The organism is Pseudomonas sp. MPB03 (genome assembly GCF_046605385.1).
Taxonomy (GTDB): domain Bacteria; phylum Pseudomonadota; class Gammaproteobacteria; order Pseudomonadales; family Pseudomonadaceae; genus Aquipseudomonas; species Aquipseudomonas zanjanensis.
On record NZ_CP176770.1, the window covers coordinates 1,751,408 to 1,766,676 of the forward strand.

The 15,269-nt window shown below is 62.0% G+C and carries 15 protein-coding genes; 7 read left to right on the plus strand and 8 right to left on the minus strand.

Going from position 1 to position 15,269, the window contains the following annotated elements; all coding sequences use genetic code 11:
* Positions 1-3 precede the first annotated feature (3 nt).
* Positions 4-1,161: an efflux RND transporter periplasmic adaptor subunit gene (locus ACLH0I_RS07705; RefSeq protein ID WP_207967129.1), complete on the minus strand. Its 1,158-nt coding sequence runs from the start codon at positions 1,159-1,161 to the stop codon at positions 4-6.
* 267 nt (positions 1,162-1,428) lie between these two features.
* Between ACLH0I_RS07705 and ACLH0I_RS07710 the strand changes: the two genes are divergently transcribed.
* Positions 1,429-2,061 carry a TetR family transcriptional regulator gene (locus ACLH0I_RS07710; RefSeq protein ID WP_186704494.1) on the plus strand — a complete coding sequence of 211 codons (633 nt, stop codon included), beginning with the start codon at positions 1,429-1,431 and terminating at the stop codon, positions 2,059-2,061.
* Positions 2,062-2,432: 371 nt separating this feature from the next.
* Here ACLH0I_RS07710 and ACLH0I_RS07715 read toward each other — a convergent pair whose 3' ends face one another.
* The 4 genes from ACLH0I_RS07715 to ACLH0I_RS07730 all read right to left on the minus strand — a co-directional run bounded on the left by ACLH0I_RS07715 (position 2,433) and on the right by ACLH0I_RS07730 (position 5,793).
* Positions 2,433-3,059, minus strand: a complete 627-nt coding sequence (locus tag ACLH0I_RS07715; protein WP_250965519.1) for a hypothetical protein — start codon at positions 3,057-3,059, stop codon at positions 2,433-2,435.
* A gap of 163 nt (positions 3,060-3,222) precedes the next feature.
* Positions 3,223-4,272, minus strand: coding sequence for an alkene reductase (locus tag ACLH0I_RS07720; protein WP_411386715.1), 1,050 nt, complete (start codon positions 4,270-4,272; stop codon positions 3,223-3,225).
* A 34-nt stretch (positions 4,273-4,306) separates the two neighbouring features.
* Positions 4,307-5,473 (minus strand): MFS transporter, encoded by a 1,167-nt coding sequence (locus ACLH0I_RS07725; protein ID WP_411386716.1) that lies wholly within the window; start codon positions 5,471-5,473, stop codon positions 4,307-4,309.
* A gap of 17 nt (positions 5,474-5,490) precedes the next feature.
* Positions 5,491-5,793: an ArsR/SmtB family transcription factor gene (locus ACLH0I_RS07730; protein WP_053182660.1), complete on the minus strand. Its 303-nt coding sequence runs from the start codon at positions 5,791-5,793 to the stop codon at positions 5,491-5,493.
* Between the two features lie 156 nt (positions 5,794-5,949).
* Here ACLH0I_RS07730 and ACLH0I_RS07735 point away from each other — a divergent pair, with 156 nt between their 5' ends.
* Positions 5,950-6,534 (plus strand): ACP phosphodiesterase, encoded by a 585-nt coding sequence (locus tag ACLH0I_RS07735; RefSeq protein ID WP_250965516.1) that lies wholly within the window; start codon positions 5,950-5,952, stop codon positions 6,532-6,534.
* A 114-nt stretch (positions 6,535-6,648) separates the two neighbouring features.
* Here ACLH0I_RS07735 and ACLH0I_RS07740 read toward each other — a convergent pair whose 3' ends face one another.
* Together ACLH0I_RS07740 and olsB are read right to left on the minus strand one after the other, a co-directional pair.
* Complete coding sequence (locus ACLH0I_RS07740; protein ID WP_186704499.1) at positions 6,649-7,443, minus strand: lysophospholipid acyltransferase family protein; 795 nt, start codon at positions 7,441-7,443, stop codon at positions 6,649-6,651.
* Positions 7,443-8,198: an L-ornithine N(alpha)-acyltransferase gene (olsB, locus tag ACLH0I_RS07745; protein ID WP_411386717.1), complete on the minus strand. Its 756-nt coding sequence runs from the start codon at positions 8,196-8,198 to the stop codon at positions 7,443-7,445. Before olsB ends, ACLH0I_RS07740 begins: the two co-directional genes overlap by 1 nt.
* A 146-nt stretch (positions 8,199-8,344) precedes the next feature.
* Between olsB and ACLH0I_RS07750 the strand changes: the two genes are divergently transcribed.
* From ACLH0I_RS07750 to ACLH0I_RS07770, 5 genes are all read left to right on the plus strand, one after another.
* A complete protein-coding gene (locus ACLH0I_RS07750) occupies positions 8,345-9,217 on the plus strand; it encodes an acyl-CoA dehydrogenase family protein (protein ID WP_250965514.1) in 873 nt (290 codons plus the stop codon).
* 184 nt (positions 9,218-9,401) lie between these two features.
* Positions 9,402-10,496 (plus strand): serine hydrolase domain-containing protein, encoded by a 1,095-nt coding sequence (locus tag ACLH0I_RS07755; protein WP_411386718.1) that lies wholly within the window; start codon positions 9,402-9,404, stop codon positions 10,494-10,496.
* Positions 10,493-10,804: an amidase gene (locus tag ACLH0I_RS07760; protein ID WP_411386719.1), complete on the plus strand. Its 312-nt coding sequence runs from the start codon at positions 10,493-10,495 to the stop codon at positions 10,802-10,804. The genes ACLH0I_RS07755 and ACLH0I_RS07760 overlap by 4 nt, the downstream gene beginning before the upstream one ends.
* 276 nt (positions 10,805-11,080) lie before the next feature.
* Entirely contained in the window at positions 11,081-11,671 is a 591-nt protein-coding gene (locus ACLH0I_RS07765) for a YceI family protein (RefSeq protein ID WP_250965511.1), read from the plus strand.
* Between the two features lies 1 nt (position 11,672).
* Entirely contained in the window at positions 11,673-12,830 is a 1,158-nt protein-coding gene (locus tag ACLH0I_RS07770; RefSeq protein ID WP_186704504.1) for a phospholipase D-like domain-containing protein, read from the plus strand.
* Positions 12,831-12,963: 133 nt separating this feature from the next.
* Here the strand turns inward: ACLH0I_RS07770 and bglX are convergent, their stop codons facing one another.
* Positions 12,964-15,255, minus strand: coding sequence for a beta-glucosidase BglX (gene bglX, locus ACLH0I_RS07775; protein WP_411386720.1), 2,292 nt, complete (start codon positions 15,253-15,255; stop codon positions 12,964-12,966).
* Positions 15,256-15,269: the final 14 nt, after the last annotated feature.

Sequence of the window (15,269 nt, forward strand, 5' to 3'; positions counted from 1 at the left end):
GGTTTACTCCCCTTTGCCTTCGGCTGCTTTATCAGCTGCCTGAGCGGGGGCCGGGTTCTGGGTGTTGACGTTGGTGGCTTCGGTGGCTTTGACTTCCACCCCCGGCCGTACGTACTGCAACCCTTCGGTGATCAGGCGATCGCCGGCCTTGAGCCCGTCTTCGATCAGCCACTGGCTGCCGACGGTGCGGCTGGCCTTGAGCTGGCGCAGTTCGACTTTGTTATCGGCGCCCACGACCATGGCGGTCGGCATGCCCTTGAGGTCGCGGGTCACGCCTTGCTGCGGTGCCAGGATCGCCGCGCTGTTCACACCCGCCTGCAATTGGGCGTGGACGAACATGCCCGGTAGCAGGGTGTGGTCAGGGTTGGGGAACACGGCGCGCAAGGTCACCGAACCAGTGGTCTGGTCAACCGAGACTTCGGAGAACTCCAACTTGCCTTCGTGCGGATACTGGCTGCCGTCTTCCAGGGTCAGCTTGACCATGGCGGCGTTCTCGCCGGCCTTTTGCAGACGACCGCTTTCCAGCTCGCGGCGCAGTTGCAGCAGCTCGACCGAGCTCTGCGTCACATCAACATAGATCGGGTCCAGTTGCTGGATGGTCGCCAGGGCATCGGTCTGGCCGTTACTGACCAGCGCACCCTCGGTCACCGAGGAACGACCGATGCGACCGGAAATCGGCGCATAGACCTTGGTGTAGCGCACGTTGATCTGGGCAGTCTGCAGGTTGGCTTCCGACTCCAGGCGATTGGCCACGGCGGTGTCGTATTCCTGGCGGCTCACCGCCTGTTCGTCCACCAATTGCTTGTAGCGGTCGGCAATCGACTTGGTGGAACGCAGGTTGGCCTCGGCGCTCTTGAGAGTCGCTTCATAGACAGCCGGATCGATCTGATACAGCTGCTGGCCGGCCTTGACGTCGGCGCCTTCCTTGAACAAGCGCTTGAGAATGATCCCGTTGACCTGTGGCCGTACTTCCGCGACGCGGAACGCGCTGGTGCGGCCCGGCAGTTCCGAGGTCAAGGTGAAGGGCTGGGTCTTGAGGGTTACGACGCCGACCTGAGGAGGGGGAGCAGCAGGTGCAGCCTCTTCCTTTTTGCATCCGCTGAGCAGCGATGCCAGGGCGATGGCGGTAACCAGAGCAGTAACAGCTGGCTTGAATTGCATGGAAATCCTCGGGTCCAGGCGCGCAACGGGGCGCACTCGAAAGGTGGAAAGGTAAAAAAGCAGCAGTAATTCAATTAGTAGGATGCTAAGAAATATACTTACGTACACGGTTGTTTGTAAACAGCCAAATTGCGTAATATCCGGATTTACAAAAGCCTGACAAAGGCCAGCGTAGATCGGCGACGCGCTCCAAGGGACGTCGCCTCATATTTGTTCAGCTGATTCTTACGCATTGCTGACCGCATCCTGATTGAGGTGTTTACTGCCATGGTCCGTCGTACCAAAGAGGAAGCCCAGGAGACTCGCAGCCAGATCCTCGAAGCCGCCGAAAAGGCCTTTTTCGAGCGTGGCGTGGCGCGTACAACCCTGGCGGACATCGCGACACTGGCCGGGGTGACGCGCGGGGCTATCTATTGGCATTTCAGCAACAAGGCGGATTTGCTCCAGGCGATGCTCGATACCCTGCACGAGCCGCTCGACGAGTTGGCCCGTGCCAGTGAGAGTGAAGAGGAGCTTGACCCGCTGGGCTGTATTCGCAAGCTGCTGGTCCGGTTGTTCCAGCAAGTGGCCCTGGACCCGAAAACCCGACGCATTAATGAGATCCTGTTCCATAAGTGTGAATTCACCGATGAAATGTGCGATTTGCGCCAGCAGCGACGCGAGGTCAGCCTCGACTGCAATGTGCGCATCGCCCTGTCGTTGCGCAATGCGATGAAACGCGGCCAGTTACCGGATGATCTGGACCCGGAAAGGGCGGCAGTCGCCATTCATGCCTACATCGATGGCATTCTGTACCAGTGGCTGCTGGCCCCCGACAGCTTCGCCCTGGCGGGTGAGGCCGAGCGTTGGGTGGAGATCGGGCTGGACATGCTGCACCTGAGCCCCAGCCTGCGCAAATGAAACAAAATGCGTAATTGCGTCGGTTTGTGTCAATACAGCGCGTAAGGGTGCTTTTATAAACCGACGTTGGCGCGGTTGGTAGGCAATTGGCGGCGAATTTTGTAGGAAATTTGTTTCGCGCTGGTAAACGTGTAGGAATAATTCGCTCGGCAAGGCTGTCCGAACAGGTCAGTAGATACTCCGCCAGATTGCCTTGGCGAGACGGTAATTCTGTTCCCTTAAGACAAATGATGAACCAGTGGCGAGGGAGCTTGCTCCCGCTGGGCTGCGTAGCGGCCCCATTTTGTGAGCGCTTCGCACTCAAGCGGGAGCAAGCTCCCTCGCCACAGATAAGCCTTAAGTGAACAGCATTACCGGCAAGGCTGCATTTTTCAGCTCACCGTGAGTTCCACGGTAAAACCATAAGGTTCTTCATTGGCTGTGCGAGTGATTCGAGTCGTGCATTGGATCGGGCTCATTCCAATGGAGGTTACTTGGTGGATCCGGACGGGTGTCAGCGTTGGTGAAATGACACCGAAGGACGTATTGACGCGCAAACCGAAGTCAAACCGAAAGCCAAATTCTTCATCGCCGAACACAATGAAGTGTTTGAACATGTCCTTACTGCGACTGCCCAGGCGTCGGCTATAAGCAAGATCGAATTTCAACGCTTGGATATCCCAAGGAAGAATCGCTGAAAAGTTCTGCCTGTCCGCATTCGAATGCAGATTGTGTTCACTGACTTCAAAGTCCAGGTCGGTATGATTGATCAACTTAACGACGAGACGAGTGCGGTTCGGGTCGACGCGTTCCTGTTCCCAGGCCTGGATCTGCTTATTGATCTTGTCATTCTGGCTCGCTTTCTCCATCAGCGCCGTGAGCATCGGCTTGTACTCTTGCGTATCGAGCGATCTGAGGTACTGGGACAACACGGCCAACGGTGCCCAGTTGAATTGAGCGGCGAAGACTTCATAAATACTTTTGTCAGCCTGTGGGCTGTTTTCAGGGGTGGCGTTCATTTGAAATCCTTTTCAAAGAGAGTGATTGCAAGACGCTTTGTCTTGTGGTTGGCGATAATAAGACGGGTTGAAGGGACTTTAGAAGTTTGGATGTTTGGCGGGATATTTAGCGCACATAAAAAAGCCCTGGCTCTTTCGAGGCAGGGCTTTTGTTTTTTACGATTTACATCACTGGATAATCGATATAACCCACCGGCCCTTTGCCATAGAAGGTCTCCGGATGCGCTTCGTTCAGCGGCGCATCGGCTTGCAGGCGTGCCGGCAGGTCCGGGTTGGCAATGAACGGCACGCCGAAGGCCACGGCGTCAGCCTTGCCTTCTGCCAGCCAGGCATTGGCGCTCTCTTTGGTAAAGCGTTCGTTGGCGATGTACGGGCCGCCGAAAGCCTGCTTGAGTTGTGGGCCGATGCTGTCTTCGCCCTCCTTCTCACGGGAGCAGATGAAGGCGATGCCACGCTTGCCCAGTTCGCGAGCCACGTAGCTGAAGGTTTCCAGGCGGTTCTCGTCACCCATGTCATGGGAGTCGGCGCGTGGCGCCAGGTGCACGCCAACCCGGCCGGCGCCCCAGACTTCGATGGCGGCGTCGGTCACTTCCAGCAGCAGGCGGGCACGGTTTTCCAGGGAGCCGCCGTAGTTGTCGGTGCGCTGGTTGGTGCTGCTTTGCAGGAACTGGTCGAGCAGATAGCCGTTGGCGCCGTGGATCTCCACGCCATCGAAACCCGCGGCCTTGGCATTCTCGGCACCGACGCGGTAGGCGTCGACGATGTCGGCGATTTCAGCGGTTTCCAGTGCGCGCGGCGTTGGGTAGTCGGCCAGTGGACGGACCAGGCTGACGTGGCCCTTGGGCTGGATCGCGCTGGGTGCCACCGGGGTTTCGCCGTTCAGGTACGACGGATGGGAGATCCGGCCGACGTGCCACAGTTGCAGGAAGATCTTGCCGCCAGCGCCGTGGATCGCCTTGGTGACGTTGGACCAGCCGCGTACCTGGTCGTTGGACCAGATGCCCGGGGTGTCCGGGTAGCCCACGCCCATCGGCGTGACGGAGGTCGCTTCGCTGAGGATCAGGCCAGCGGAGGCGCGTTGCACGTAGTACTCGGCCATCAGCGCATTAGGCACGCGGCCTGCATCGGCGCGGCAACGGGTGAGCGGGGCCATGATGATGCGGTTCTTCAGCTCGATGTCGCCGAGTTTGATGGGGTCGAAAATAGTCGCCATGAAAATACAACCTCGAAAGTGGAAGGGTTAACAGTCAACGAGTTGCCGTGGCCAGGTCGGCATTGCCGCCCTGGCGGAAAGTGATCAGGGTGACCAGCAGCGCCAGCACGGCCAGCGCGCCGGCGGCCAGGGGTACGGCAGTCAGGCCCAGGCCTTGGTCGATGACGCTGCCGCCGACCCAGGCGCCCAGGGCATTGCCGACGTTGAAGGCGCCGATGTTCAGGGTGGAGACCAGGTTGGGCGCGTCCTTGCCGAACGCCACCACGTTGACTTGCAGGGCCGGCACGGCGGCGAAGCAGGCGGTGGCCCAGAGGAACAGGGTGATTTCAGTGGGGATCAGCGCCACGCTGGTCCAGCTCAGCACGGTGGACACCACGGCCATGGTGATGAAGACGCCCATCAAGGTGTTTGCCAGGCTCTTGTCCGCCAGCTTGCCGCCGATGATGTTGCCCAGGGTCAACCCGAGGCCGATCAGCACCAGGGTCCAGGTCACGCCACGGGGCGATACGCCGGTCACTTCACCCAACAGCGGAGCGACGTAGGTGAAGAGGGTGAACACCGAGGCGGAGAACAGCGCGGTCATGCTCAGGGACAGCCACAGACCGGCGCCTTTGAGCGCCACCAGCTCCGAGCGCATGTCGAGTTTTTCTTCATCGCGCTTGGCCGGCAGGAAGCGGACCAGGCCGATCAGTGCCACCACGCCGATAACCGTCACTGCCCAGAAGGTCGAACGCCAGCCGGCTTCCTGGCCCAGTGCGGTGCCCAGCGGCACGCCGAGCACATTGGCCAGGGTCAGGCCGGTAAACATCAAGGCCACGGCCGAGGCGCGCTTGTTGGGCGCCACCAGGCCGGCGGCCACCACCGAGCCGATACCGAAGAACGCACCGTGGCACAGGGCCGTGACGACCCGGGCGAACATCAGCACGTTGTAGTCGCTGGCGATGGCGCAGAGCAGGTTGCCGACGATGAAAATCCCCATCAACGCCACCAGGGCGGCCTTGCGCGGCAGCCGGGCGGTGGCCAGGGCCATGAACGGCGCACCGATGGCCACGCCCAGGGCGTAGCCGGTCACCAGCCAGCCGGCGCCGGGAATCGACACGCCCAGGTCGGCCGCCACGTCGGGCAACAGGCCCATGATGACAAACTCGGTGGTGCCGATGGCGAAGGCGCTCAGGGCCAGGATCAGGAGTGAAAGGGGCATGATGGGTCCTTGTCAGGTCAGAGCTCTTGGCTCATTTGCTTGAGGAACTGCTGGATCACGTCCTCGTTGCGTTTGAAGAAGTGCCATTGACCGACCTTCTGGCTGGTGATCAGCCCCGCCCGTTGCAACACCGCCAAGTGCGCAGACACCGTGGATTGCGACAGGCCGCAACGCTGGTCGATCTGCCCGGCGCAAATGCCGAACTCATGGTTGTGCAACTGGTCAGGGAACTGGACCTTGGGGTCTTTGAGCCAGTTGAGGATGTCTCGCCGTACTGGGTGCGCCAGGGCTTTTATTATTTCGTCGAGGTCGAGGGTCATGGTGGCAGGCTCGGGGTGAGTAAAACGCTATATCGCGATGGAGCGAACCTTAAATCGTTACTTTGCGATATACCAATATGGATTTGATCTGAGCGCCGAACAAATCGCTATATCGGGTTATAACGATATGGGCGCGGGAGTGCTAAGCTGCGGGCCATGAACTATCTCGCGCACCTGCACCTCGGCGGCCCTGGCCGGGAACAACTGCTCGGCAGCCTCTACGGCGACTTCGTCAAGGGACCGCTGCAAGGGCTCTACGACCCGCGGATCGAGGCGGCGATTGCCCTGCATCGGCGCATCGACATGTATACCGACCGTCATCCGCTGGTGGACATCGCCCTGTCGCGCTTTTCCACGGTGCGACGGCGCTATGCCGGGATCGTGCTCGACGTGTTTTTCGATCATTGCCTGGCCCGGGACTGGCCGTTGTACGGCGAGGAGCCGCTGCTGGATTTCACGTCCCGGGTTTACCAGGTGCTCGGCACCGAACCGCAGTTGCCAGGACGCCTGGCGCACATCGCCCCGCACATGGCGGCGGATGACTGGCTGGGGTCTTATCAGGAATTCGAGGTGTTGGGGCAAGTACTGCGCGGTATTTCTCGCCGCCTGTCCCGTCCCGAGGAACTGGCCGGGGCGATGCCGGAGTTGATCAGGCTCTATGAGCCGTTGAGCGAAGACTTTCGGTTGTTCTATCCGCAGCTTCAGGATTTTGCGTTGAACCAGACGACGCCACAAAACTAATGTGGGAGCGAGCTTGCTCGCGATAGCGGTGTACCAGCCAGCACATCGGCTGAATGTTAAGCCGCTATCGCGAGCAAGCTCGCATCCCACAGGGGATGCTCCGCAGAGATCGGGTCAGGCCGCAATTGCCGCAGGTCGCACCGGCACTTGCTGTTTCTCGGGAATCGCGCCGAACAACGCCTTGTGCACCGCCTGCTGCGCCTGGAAGGCCAGGGCCGCGCGTTCCTGGCCATGGCAGGCAATCGGTTCCAGCAGGTGGATGTGCACCTCGCCCCGATCATTGGCGAACAGGCGCATCAGGTGCGACAGCAAATCATCATCGCCAATGAACGGCGCCAAGGAATCCGGCTCGCCGTTGCGCAGATAACGAATCGCCACCGGTTGCAAGGCAACATCGGCATCGATCGCCGCCGACAACAAGCGACCGTGGAAGGTGCGCAGGGAACGGCCGTCGGTGGTGGTGCCTTCCGGGAACATCAACAACGGATGGGCCTGTTCCAAGTGGCGGCTCATCTGTTTGCGGATCAGCTGGCTGTCACCCGAGCCGCGACGGATAAACAGGCTGCCGGCCTTGGCGGCCAGCCAGCCGGCGACCGGCCAGGTGCGCACTTCGGCCTTGGACAGGAACGACAGCGGCGTGAGCATGCCCAGCAGCGGGATGTCGGTCCAGGACACATGGTTGCTGACCCAGAGCATCGGTCGTTGCGGCAGTTGACCATGGACGGTGACGGCAAAGGGCAGGGCATGGCTCAGCCGGGCCATGAAGAACCGCGACCAGCGCTGGCGACGCACCATGGAGTTGGCGATCCCCAGGCGTTCGAACAAACCGAACACGCTGGCCATGCTCAGCCCCAGCGTCACCACCAGCAAGACTCGCGCGATACGCGCGTACACCCGCAACCGACTCATCACACCGCTGCCTTGAAGTGACGGGCGTAGCGCGGGCAGAGCTCGTCGCGCTTGAGCAGGATGAACACATCGGCCACCTGGAAATCCTCGTCCCAGCACGGCTCGCCGCAGATCTTCGCGCCCAGGCGCATGTAGGCCTTGAGCAGCGGTGGCATCTCGGCAATGACGTTGGACGGCACGTCCAGGGTCGGCAGTGGTTTTTTCGGCACGGCTTGCAGGTGTTCGGTGCACAGGTAGCGTTCGCGCAGGCGCTGCATGATCGCCTGGGCCTGGATGCCGCCATCCTGCATCGGAATGCTCGCGCAGCCCATCAGGTAGCTGTAGCCGCCTTCGTTCAGGACTTCGGCCAGCTCGCCCCAGAGCACCGCGATGGTGCCACCGTTGCGGTAGGCCGGGTCGACGCAGGTACGGCCGATTTCCAGGATCGGGCCCTTGAGGTGGACCAGGCCGTGGAGGCTGAATTCTTCTTCGCTGTAGAACCGGCCCAGGCTGCTGGCGGCCTGGTGGTCGAGCAGGCGGGTGGTCGCCACGAGGCGGCCGGTGTTCAGGTCGCGTACGCCGATGTGGGCGCAGTGAACATCATAGTCATCCATGTCCAGACCCATTTCCGCGCCTTTGAGCTTGGCGTTGAACTCGCCACTGAAGACGTTGAAGCGCAGGGCCTGGGCTTCTTGCAAGGCGTGGGCGCCGACCAGGCGTTCGGCTTGCAGGCGGCGTTCATTGCCGGTGTCGCTGATGCGGGCGATCTGAGTCATAGCGAATCTCCGTGCGGGCTGTTCAGTTGCAGCCTGTCGACTTTCTTTATGCAGCCATGTTGTGCAAAGTCAGGCTATGTAGCCCCGGTGTCATCGCCATGAAGCTTTGGTGATGCTTATATGACAGCCCTCAAGGAGTCCGCCCAATGCCCTGGCAAACCCTGATCGAACACGGCGAGCGCTTGCCCGCCCATCCGGACCTGGCCGAAGGTTATGCCGCGTTGCTGCAACGCCTGGGGCCGGTGACGCCGTTCGAGCTGGCCGTGCTTGGGGCTCGGTCGATGGCCACGCCGGGGCTGGCGTTCCTGGTGGGCTACCAGGCGGCACTGCGAGTGCTTTGGCCCAGCGCGCCGCAGAGCCTCGGCGCCCTGTGTGCCACTGAGCAGCGCAGCGTGCGGCCGGCGGACATGCACACCCGTCTCGACGATTTGCGCCTGAGCGGACGCAAGGATTTCGTCACCGCTGGCGACGCCGCCGAATGGCTGTTGATTGCTGCCCGCTGCGAAGCGCCCGGTGAAACGCCACGGCTGAACCTGGCGGTGGCCTACGCGGGCGAGCCCGGCGTGACCTTGGAGAAACTGCCCGCCATAAGCCTGATGCCCGACATCAGCCATGGCCGCGTGCTGCTCGACGGCGCGTTGTGCGAGTTACTGGCGGGCGACGGTTGGGACGCCTACGTCAAACCGTTCCGCACCCTGGAAGACCTTTATGTGCTCAGCGCGATGACGGCCTGGTTGCATGGCGTCGGGCAGGAGTGCGCCTGGCCCCAGGCGTTGCAACTGCGCCTGCTGGCGTTGCTCGCCGGCTGTGCGGAGGTGAGCCGGCATAACCCTTCGAATGCTGCCGGGCATGTGCTGCTGGGCGGGTTGTTCGCCCAGTTCCATGGGCTCGACGGTGAACTCAACGCTGCCCTGGCCGGCGGACCTGCGACGTGGCGCGAGCTGTGGACACGGGATAAAGGCGTGATGGACATTGCGGCGGGGGCGCGGGCCAAGCGGTTGGCCAAGGCGTTGGGATAGCCCTTCAAACCACTAACCACCTGTGGGAGCGAGCTTGCTCGCGATAGCTGTCTGTCAGTCGCCATATGCTTAGCTGACACTCTGCTATCGCGAGCAAGCTCGCTCCCACAGGGGACTGCACAACACTCGAAACTGTCATCAAGTCTGAATAGGCTCTGAAGGTTCAACCCTGCGAGCCCCAAGCATGTCCAAAGGCTGGTTCCTGATCCCGCTGTTGTTGCTCAACCTGAGCGTCCACGCCGAAGACTGGCCCGGCGAGCAATGGCCAAGCGGCCCGACGCCGAGCGGGCCGGCCATCGAAGCCTTGGCGCAATACGCCTTCCCGCCCCGGGACGATGAGAGCCGCGAGGGCATCCGCACCGATGCGCTGCTGGTGATCCAGGACGGTCGGCTGGTCTATGAACGCTACGCCGGATCAACCACCGCCCAGACCCCGCACCTGACCTGGTCCATCAGCAAAAGCCTGTTGGCGGCGGTGTTTGGCGTGGCCTACGGTGAACAGCGCTTTGCCCTGGACGATCCGGCCGCCAAGTACTACCCGCCGCTGAACCGACATCCGGGCCTGACCCTGGCCAATCTTTTCCATTGGGCGTCCGGCCTGGACTGGCAGGAAGACTACGAATACGCGCCGCTGAAGTCATCGGTGGTGGCGATGCTCTACACCCGCGGGCGTCATGACATGGCGGCGTTTACCGCGCAGCATGAACGCTTCAGTCCGCCGGGGCAGGCGTTCCGTTATTCCAGTGGTGACAGCAACCTGTTGGCGGCGGCCCTGAAAAGTATCGTCGGCCCGGCACGTTATCCCGATTACCCTTGGACGGCCCTGTTCGAACCCCTGGGCATCCACAATGCCACCTGGGAAACCGACGCCAGCGGCACGTTCGTGGGGTCATCCTACGCCTACCTGACGGCGCGGGACCTGGCACGTGTCGGCTTGTTGATGCAGCGGGACGGCCGCTGGGGCGAACGGCAGCTGATTCCCAAGGCTTGGGTCACGTTCAGCCGTGAACCGTTCGTGCACTTCCAGGCCGGCCAGGATGAAGCCGTGCCGGGCGGGCACTGGTGGCTCAATCGCGCCGCCGATCCGGCGATCCACCCCTGGCCCGACGCGCCGCCGGACACTTTTGCCGCCCTGGGTCATTGGGGCCAGGCGCTGTACGTCATTCCCAGCGCCAAACTGGTGATCGTGCGCTACGGCGACGACCGCGACGGCCGCTATCGCCATAACGAACTGCTCAAGCGGGCCATGGCGGCGTTCGCCGGGACGGTGCAGCCATGAGGCGCAACGTGTTGCTGACCCTGCTGTCGGCGGTGCTCATCGCCCTGTTCAGTTGGATGTGGCTGGAGCGGGTGGCGTTGCGGGCCTTTCCCGACATCATTAGCGCCTACACCGCCAAGCAATATTGCTCGTGTCGCTATGTGATGGAGCAACCGGCCGAGTATTGCCGGGGTTATGTGAAGCAGTCGGTGCCCACCAGTGATTTTCTCGAGACCGTTGCAGCCAAGCGCGTCACCGTCAGCGGGTTGGGGCGCAGCAACAGTGCGCGGTGGATGGGGGAGCGGCAGGGGTGTCGGTTGGAACCCTGAAAGTTGATTCGATGATGGCTTTTGTGGCGAGGGAGCTTGCTCCCGCTGGGCCGTAGGAGCTGTGTAGGAGCTGACGAGTGCAGCGAGGCTGCGATCCTTCCAAGGGCACTTGAATCTCAAGCGAAAGATCAAAAGATCGCAGGCTTCGCCAGCTCCTACAGATCCCAGTGGGAGCAAGGGTTATGTGCGCAGCAGGGATGTTCTGAAACAGACAGTTTGCAAGCGCCCTCGGCCCGGTTAAGGTTCGCCACAGGTTTATCTACCCTCCGAGTGCATATGTTCAAGCGGTTCTTCCCACGCGTGGTCGCCAGCGTGCTGCTGGCCTGCGCAGCGCTGCCGGCCCAGGCCGACTGGTACCTGGACGGCGAGTCGTCGCGGCTGTCGTTTATCAGCAGCAAAAACGGCAACATTTCCGAAGTCCAGCGTTTCCTGGTGCTGCACGGCCAAGTCCAGCCCGACGGCTTGGCGCGCCTGGAAGTGGAACTCGAATCCATCAACAGCGGTATCCCCCTGCGGGACGAGCGCATGCGCGCCGAGCTGTTCGAGATCAAGCAGTTCGCCGAGGCCACGGTCACCGCCAAGATCGACCTGATGCCGATCCAGGACCTGGCCAACGGCGCACAGCTGGAATTGCGCCTGCCGCTGACGGTGAACCTGCATGGCAAGCAGCATGAATATCCCGTTGAGTTGCTCGCGACGCGCCTGGATGAGCGTCGCTTCCAAGTGGTGACCTTGGAGCCGGTGGTGCTCAACGCGGCGGATTTCGATTTGGCGCCGGGCCTGGAAAAGCTGCGCAACCTGGCCGGGTTATCGGCCATCAGCTTGTCGGTGCCGGTGAATGCGGTGCTGATTTTCACGGCGCGCTGACATGAGCGGCCCGGTGTTTCCCTGGCGTGAAGGCAATCGCTTCGAGCTGTTGGTCGACGGCCCGGAATTCTTTCCGCGCATGCTGGTGGAAATCGCCCGTGCCCGGGAACAGGTCGAGCTGGAACTGTACCTGGTGGAGGCGGGGGCCTGCGCCGAAGCAATGGTCCAGGCACTGGTCCAGGCCGCCGAGCGTGGCGTTCGCGTGCGCTGCCTGTTCGATGACTACGGCAGCCTGGCGTTTACCCTGGCCCTGCGCAAGCGCCTGACCGAGGCCGGGGTGGAGTTGCGTTTCTACAACCGCCTGAGCTGGCGGCGCTGGGTGCGCAATCTGTATCGGGATCATCGCAAGCTGTTGTTGGTGGACCAACGCCTGGCCGTGGTCGGCGGCACCGGGGTGACCGATGAATTCTGGAACCCCCTCGACGACCGCAGTGAGTGGCATGAAGTGATGGTGGAAATCGTCGGCCCCCTGGTGCTCGACTGGCAACTGCTGTTCGATCGCCAGTGGCTCGCCAACCGTCATCGGCGTGCCTGGAAACCGGCGTCCAACTTCGGCTTGCCGCGCCTGCCTCGCGTGCCGCCGGTGGGCGAGGGCATGGGCCGGGTGGCGTATGCCGACGCCCGTCAGCATCGCGACATCCTGCAATCGCTGTCCCGGGCATTGAACAGCGGCCAGAAACGCATCTGGATGGCAACGCCGTACTTCCTGCCGACCTGGAATGTGCGCCGCTCCTTGCGCAAGGCCGCCGCCCGCGGCATCGACGTGCGCCTGCTACTGACCGGCCCACGCACCGATCACCCGTCCGTGCGCTACGCCGGGCACCGTTACTATCCGCGACTGCTCAGGGCGGGTGTGCAGATCTACGAGTACCAGCCGTGTTTCCTGCACTTGAAGATGGTGCTGGTGGATGATTGGGTCAGCATCGGCTCCTGCAATTTCGATCACTGGAACCTGCGTTTCAACCTGGAAGCCAACCTCGAAGCCTTGGACTCCAAGCTCAGCAGTGCCGTGGCGGCCAGCTTCGAACGGGATTTCGCCCAGAGCCTGCAAGTCAGCCTCGACGCCTGGCAGCGCCGACCGTTGTGGAAGCGGTTCAAGCAGCGCCTGTGGGGGTGGGTGGATCGGTTGGTGGTGAATCTGCTGGATCGGCGGGGCTAGTCCGAACACCCAGATACAACTGTGGGAGCGAGCTTGCTCGCGATGGCGTTGGATCAGTCACATCGATATCGACTGATACTCCGCTATCGCGAGCAAGCTCGCTCCCACAGGGAGGATTGAGTTGTTCTGGAGGTCAGAGCAACTCAAAACTCTGCTGTTTCACATCCTGGGAATCCAGGCCGATCTGCACGTTGAACTTGCCTGGCTCCGCGGCGTACTTGAGCTGGGCATTGAAGAACTTCAGGTCGTCTTCGGTGATGGTGAAGTGGATGACTTTCTTCTCGCCGGCCTTGAGCATCACCTTGCGGAAGTTCTTCAGCTCCTTCACAGGGCGGATGATCGAACCGGTCACGTCCTGGATGTACAGCTGCACCACGGTCTCGCCGTCACGCTTGCCGGTGTTTTCCAGCGTCACGCTGGCATCGAGCTTGCCGGTCTTGTTCAGCGTGGTGGACGACAGCGCCATGTCCGACAGGCTGAACTCGGTGTAGCTCAGGCCGTAGCCGAACGGGTAGAGCGGGCCGGTGGTGTCGTCGAAATACTGCGAGGTGTAGTTGCCCGGCTTGCCCGGCGTGAACGGCCGGCCGATGCTCAGGTGGTTGTAGTAGGTCGGAATCTGCCCTACCGAGCGTGGGAAGGTGATCGGCAGCTTGCCAGACGGGTTGTAGTCGCCGAACAGCACGTCCGCGATGGCGTTGCCGCCTTCGGTGCCGCTGAACCAGGTTTCCAGGATCGCATCGGCCTGCTGCTTTTCTTCCAGCAACGACAGCGGACGGCCGTTCATCAGCACCAGCACCAGGGGCTTGCCGGTGGCCTTCAGGGCCTTGATCAGCTCGCGTTGGCTGGCGGGGATGTTCAGTTCGGTACGGCTCGACGATTCATGGGACATGCCACGGGACTCACCCACGGCGGCCACCACCACATCGGCGGACTGCGCGGCCTTCACCGCTTCGTCGATCAGCACTTGGGCCGGGCGCGGGTCATCCACCACTTCCGGGGCGTCGAAGTTGAGGAAGTTCAGGTAGTCGAGGACCTTCTTGTCGCCGGTGATGTTGGCGCCACGGGCGTAGATCAGCTTCGACTCACCGCCCAGCGCGCGGGCCATGCCGTCGAACAGGGTGACCGACAGCGCCGGGCGCCCGGCGGCAGCCCAACTGCCCATCATGTCGATGGGTGCCTTGGCCAAGGGACCGACCAGGGCGATCTTCGCGGTTTTCTTCAGGGGCAGGGTCTGGTTGCGGTTTTCCAGCAGGACCAGGCTGCGGCGCGCCACATCGCGGGCATCGGCGCGGTGCATGCGGGTGTCGGCGTAGACGTCGGCGGGGTCATCCTCGGCCTTGCCGATGCGCAGGTACGGGTCCTTGAACAGGCCCATGTCGTACTTGGCCGCGAGCACTTCGCGCACCGCATTATCGATGTCGCTCTGCTCGATCTCGCCAGCTTTGAGCAGCCCTGGCAATTCCTTGCCGTAGAGCGAGTCGTTCATGCTCATGTCGATGCCGGCCTTGATCGCCAGCTTCGCCGCTTCGCGACCGTCCTTGGCGACGCCGTGCTTGATCAGTTCGAAGATGGCGCCGTGGTCACTGACCGCCAGGCCCTTGAAGCCCCATTCCTTGCGCAACAGGTCGTTCATCAGCCAGGTGTTGGCCGTGGCCGGCACGCCGTTGATGGAGTTCAGCGCGACCATCACACCGCCGGCGCCGGCGTCGATGGCGGCGCGGTAGGGCGGCAGGTAGTCCTGGTACATTTTCAGCGGACTCATGTCCACGGTGTTGTAGTCCCGACCGCCTTCCACGGCGCCATACAGGGCGAAGTGCTTGACGCTGGCCATGATGCTGTCGGCGGCGTTGGCCCCGCTGCCCTGGAACGCCTTGACCATCACCCCGGCAATGCGCGACACAAGATAAGTGTCTTCGCCGAAGCCTTCTGAAGTCCGGCCCCAGCGCGGGTCGCGGGAAATATCGACCATGGGCGCGAAAGTGATGTCGATGCTGTCGGCCGCCGCCTCCTTGGCTGCGATGCGGCCGGAGTGGTAGATGGCGTCCATGTCCCAGCTTGAAGCCAGGGCCAGGGGGATCGGGAAAATCGTGCGGTGGCCGTGGATCACGTCATAGGCGAAGAACATCGGGATCTTCAACCGGCTGCGCATGGCCGCGTCCTGCATCGGACGGTTCTCATCGCGGGTGATGGAGTTGAACGTACCGCCGATATTGCCGGCGGCGATTTCCTTGCGAATCATCTCCCGGGGCATTTCCGGGCCGATGCTGATCAGGCGCAATTGGCCGATCTTCTCTTCGAGGGTCATCTGCTTCATCAGGTTACTGATGAACGCATCCTTGTTCTCTATGGGGGCGGGCAGGTTGTCGGCTAATACGGAGTAACTGGCCAGACTGACAAACAGGCCCAGCAAACACAGCTTCTTCATGAATAATTTTCTCG

What these genes read in the sequence shown, in the direction of transcription:
- ACLH0I_RS07705 (WP_207967129.1), bottom strand. Translation starts at nt 1,161, where the DNA reads ATGCAATTCAAGCCAGCTGTTACTGCTCTGGTTACCGCCATCGCCCTG.
- ACLH0I_RS07710 (WP_186704494.1), top strand. Translation starts at nt 1,429, where the DNA reads ATGGTCCGTCGTACCAAAGAGGAAGCCCAGGAGACTCGCAGCCAGATC.
- ACLH0I_RS07715 (WP_250965519.1), bottom strand. Translation starts at nt 3,059, where the DNA reads ATGAACGCCACCCCTGAAAACAGCCCACAGGCTGACAAAAGTATTTAT.
- ACLH0I_RS07720 (WP_411386715.1), bottom strand. Translation starts at nt 4,272, where the DNA reads ATGGCGACTATTTTCGACCCCATCAAACTCGGCGACATCGAGCTGAAG.
- ACLH0I_RS07725 (WP_411386716.1), bottom strand. Translation starts at nt 5,473, where the DNA reads ATGCCCCTTTCACTCCTGATCCTGGCCCTGAGCGCCTTCGCCATCGGC.
- ACLH0I_RS07730 (WP_053182660.1), bottom strand. Translation starts at nt 5,793, where the DNA reads ATGACCCTCGACCTCGACGAAATAATAAAAGCCCTGGCGCACCCAGTA.
- ACLH0I_RS07735 (WP_250965516.1), top strand. Translation starts at nt 5,950, where the DNA reads ATGAACTATCTCGCGCACCTGCACCTCGGCGGCCCTGGCCGGGAACAA.
- ACLH0I_RS07740 (WP_186704499.1), bottom strand. Translation starts at nt 7,443, where the DNA reads ATGAGTCGGTTGCGGGTGTACGCGCGTATCGCGCGAGTCTTGCTGGTG.
- olsB (WP_411386717.1), bottom strand. Translation starts at nt 8,198, where the DNA reads ATGACTCAGATCGCCCGCATCAGCGACACCGGCAATGAACGCCGCCTG.
- ACLH0I_RS07750 (WP_250965514.1), top strand. Translation starts at nt 8,345, where the DNA reads ATGCCCTGGCAAACCCTGATCGAACACGGCGAGCGCTTGCCCGCCCAT.
- ACLH0I_RS07755 (WP_411386718.1), top strand. Translation starts at nt 9,402, where the DNA reads ATGTCCAAAGGCTGGTTCCTGATCCCGCTGTTGTTGCTCAACCTGAGC.
- ACLH0I_RS07760 (WP_411386719.1), top strand. Translation starts at nt 10,493, where the DNA reads ATGAGGCGCAACGTGTTGCTGACCCTGCTGTCGGCGGTGCTCATCGCC.
- ACLH0I_RS07765 (WP_250965511.1), top strand. Translation starts at nt 11,081, where the DNA reads ATGTTCAAGCGGTTCTTCCCACGCGTGGTCGCCAGCGTGCTGCTGGCC.
- ACLH0I_RS07770 (WP_186704504.1), top strand. Translation starts at nt 11,673, where the DNA reads ATGAGCGGCCCGGTGTTTCCCTGGCGTGAAGGCAATCGCTTCGAGCTG.
- bglX (WP_411386720.1), bottom strand. Translation starts at nt 15,255, where the DNA reads ATGAAGAAGCTGTGTTTGCTGGGCCTGTTTGTCAGTCTGGCCAGTTAC.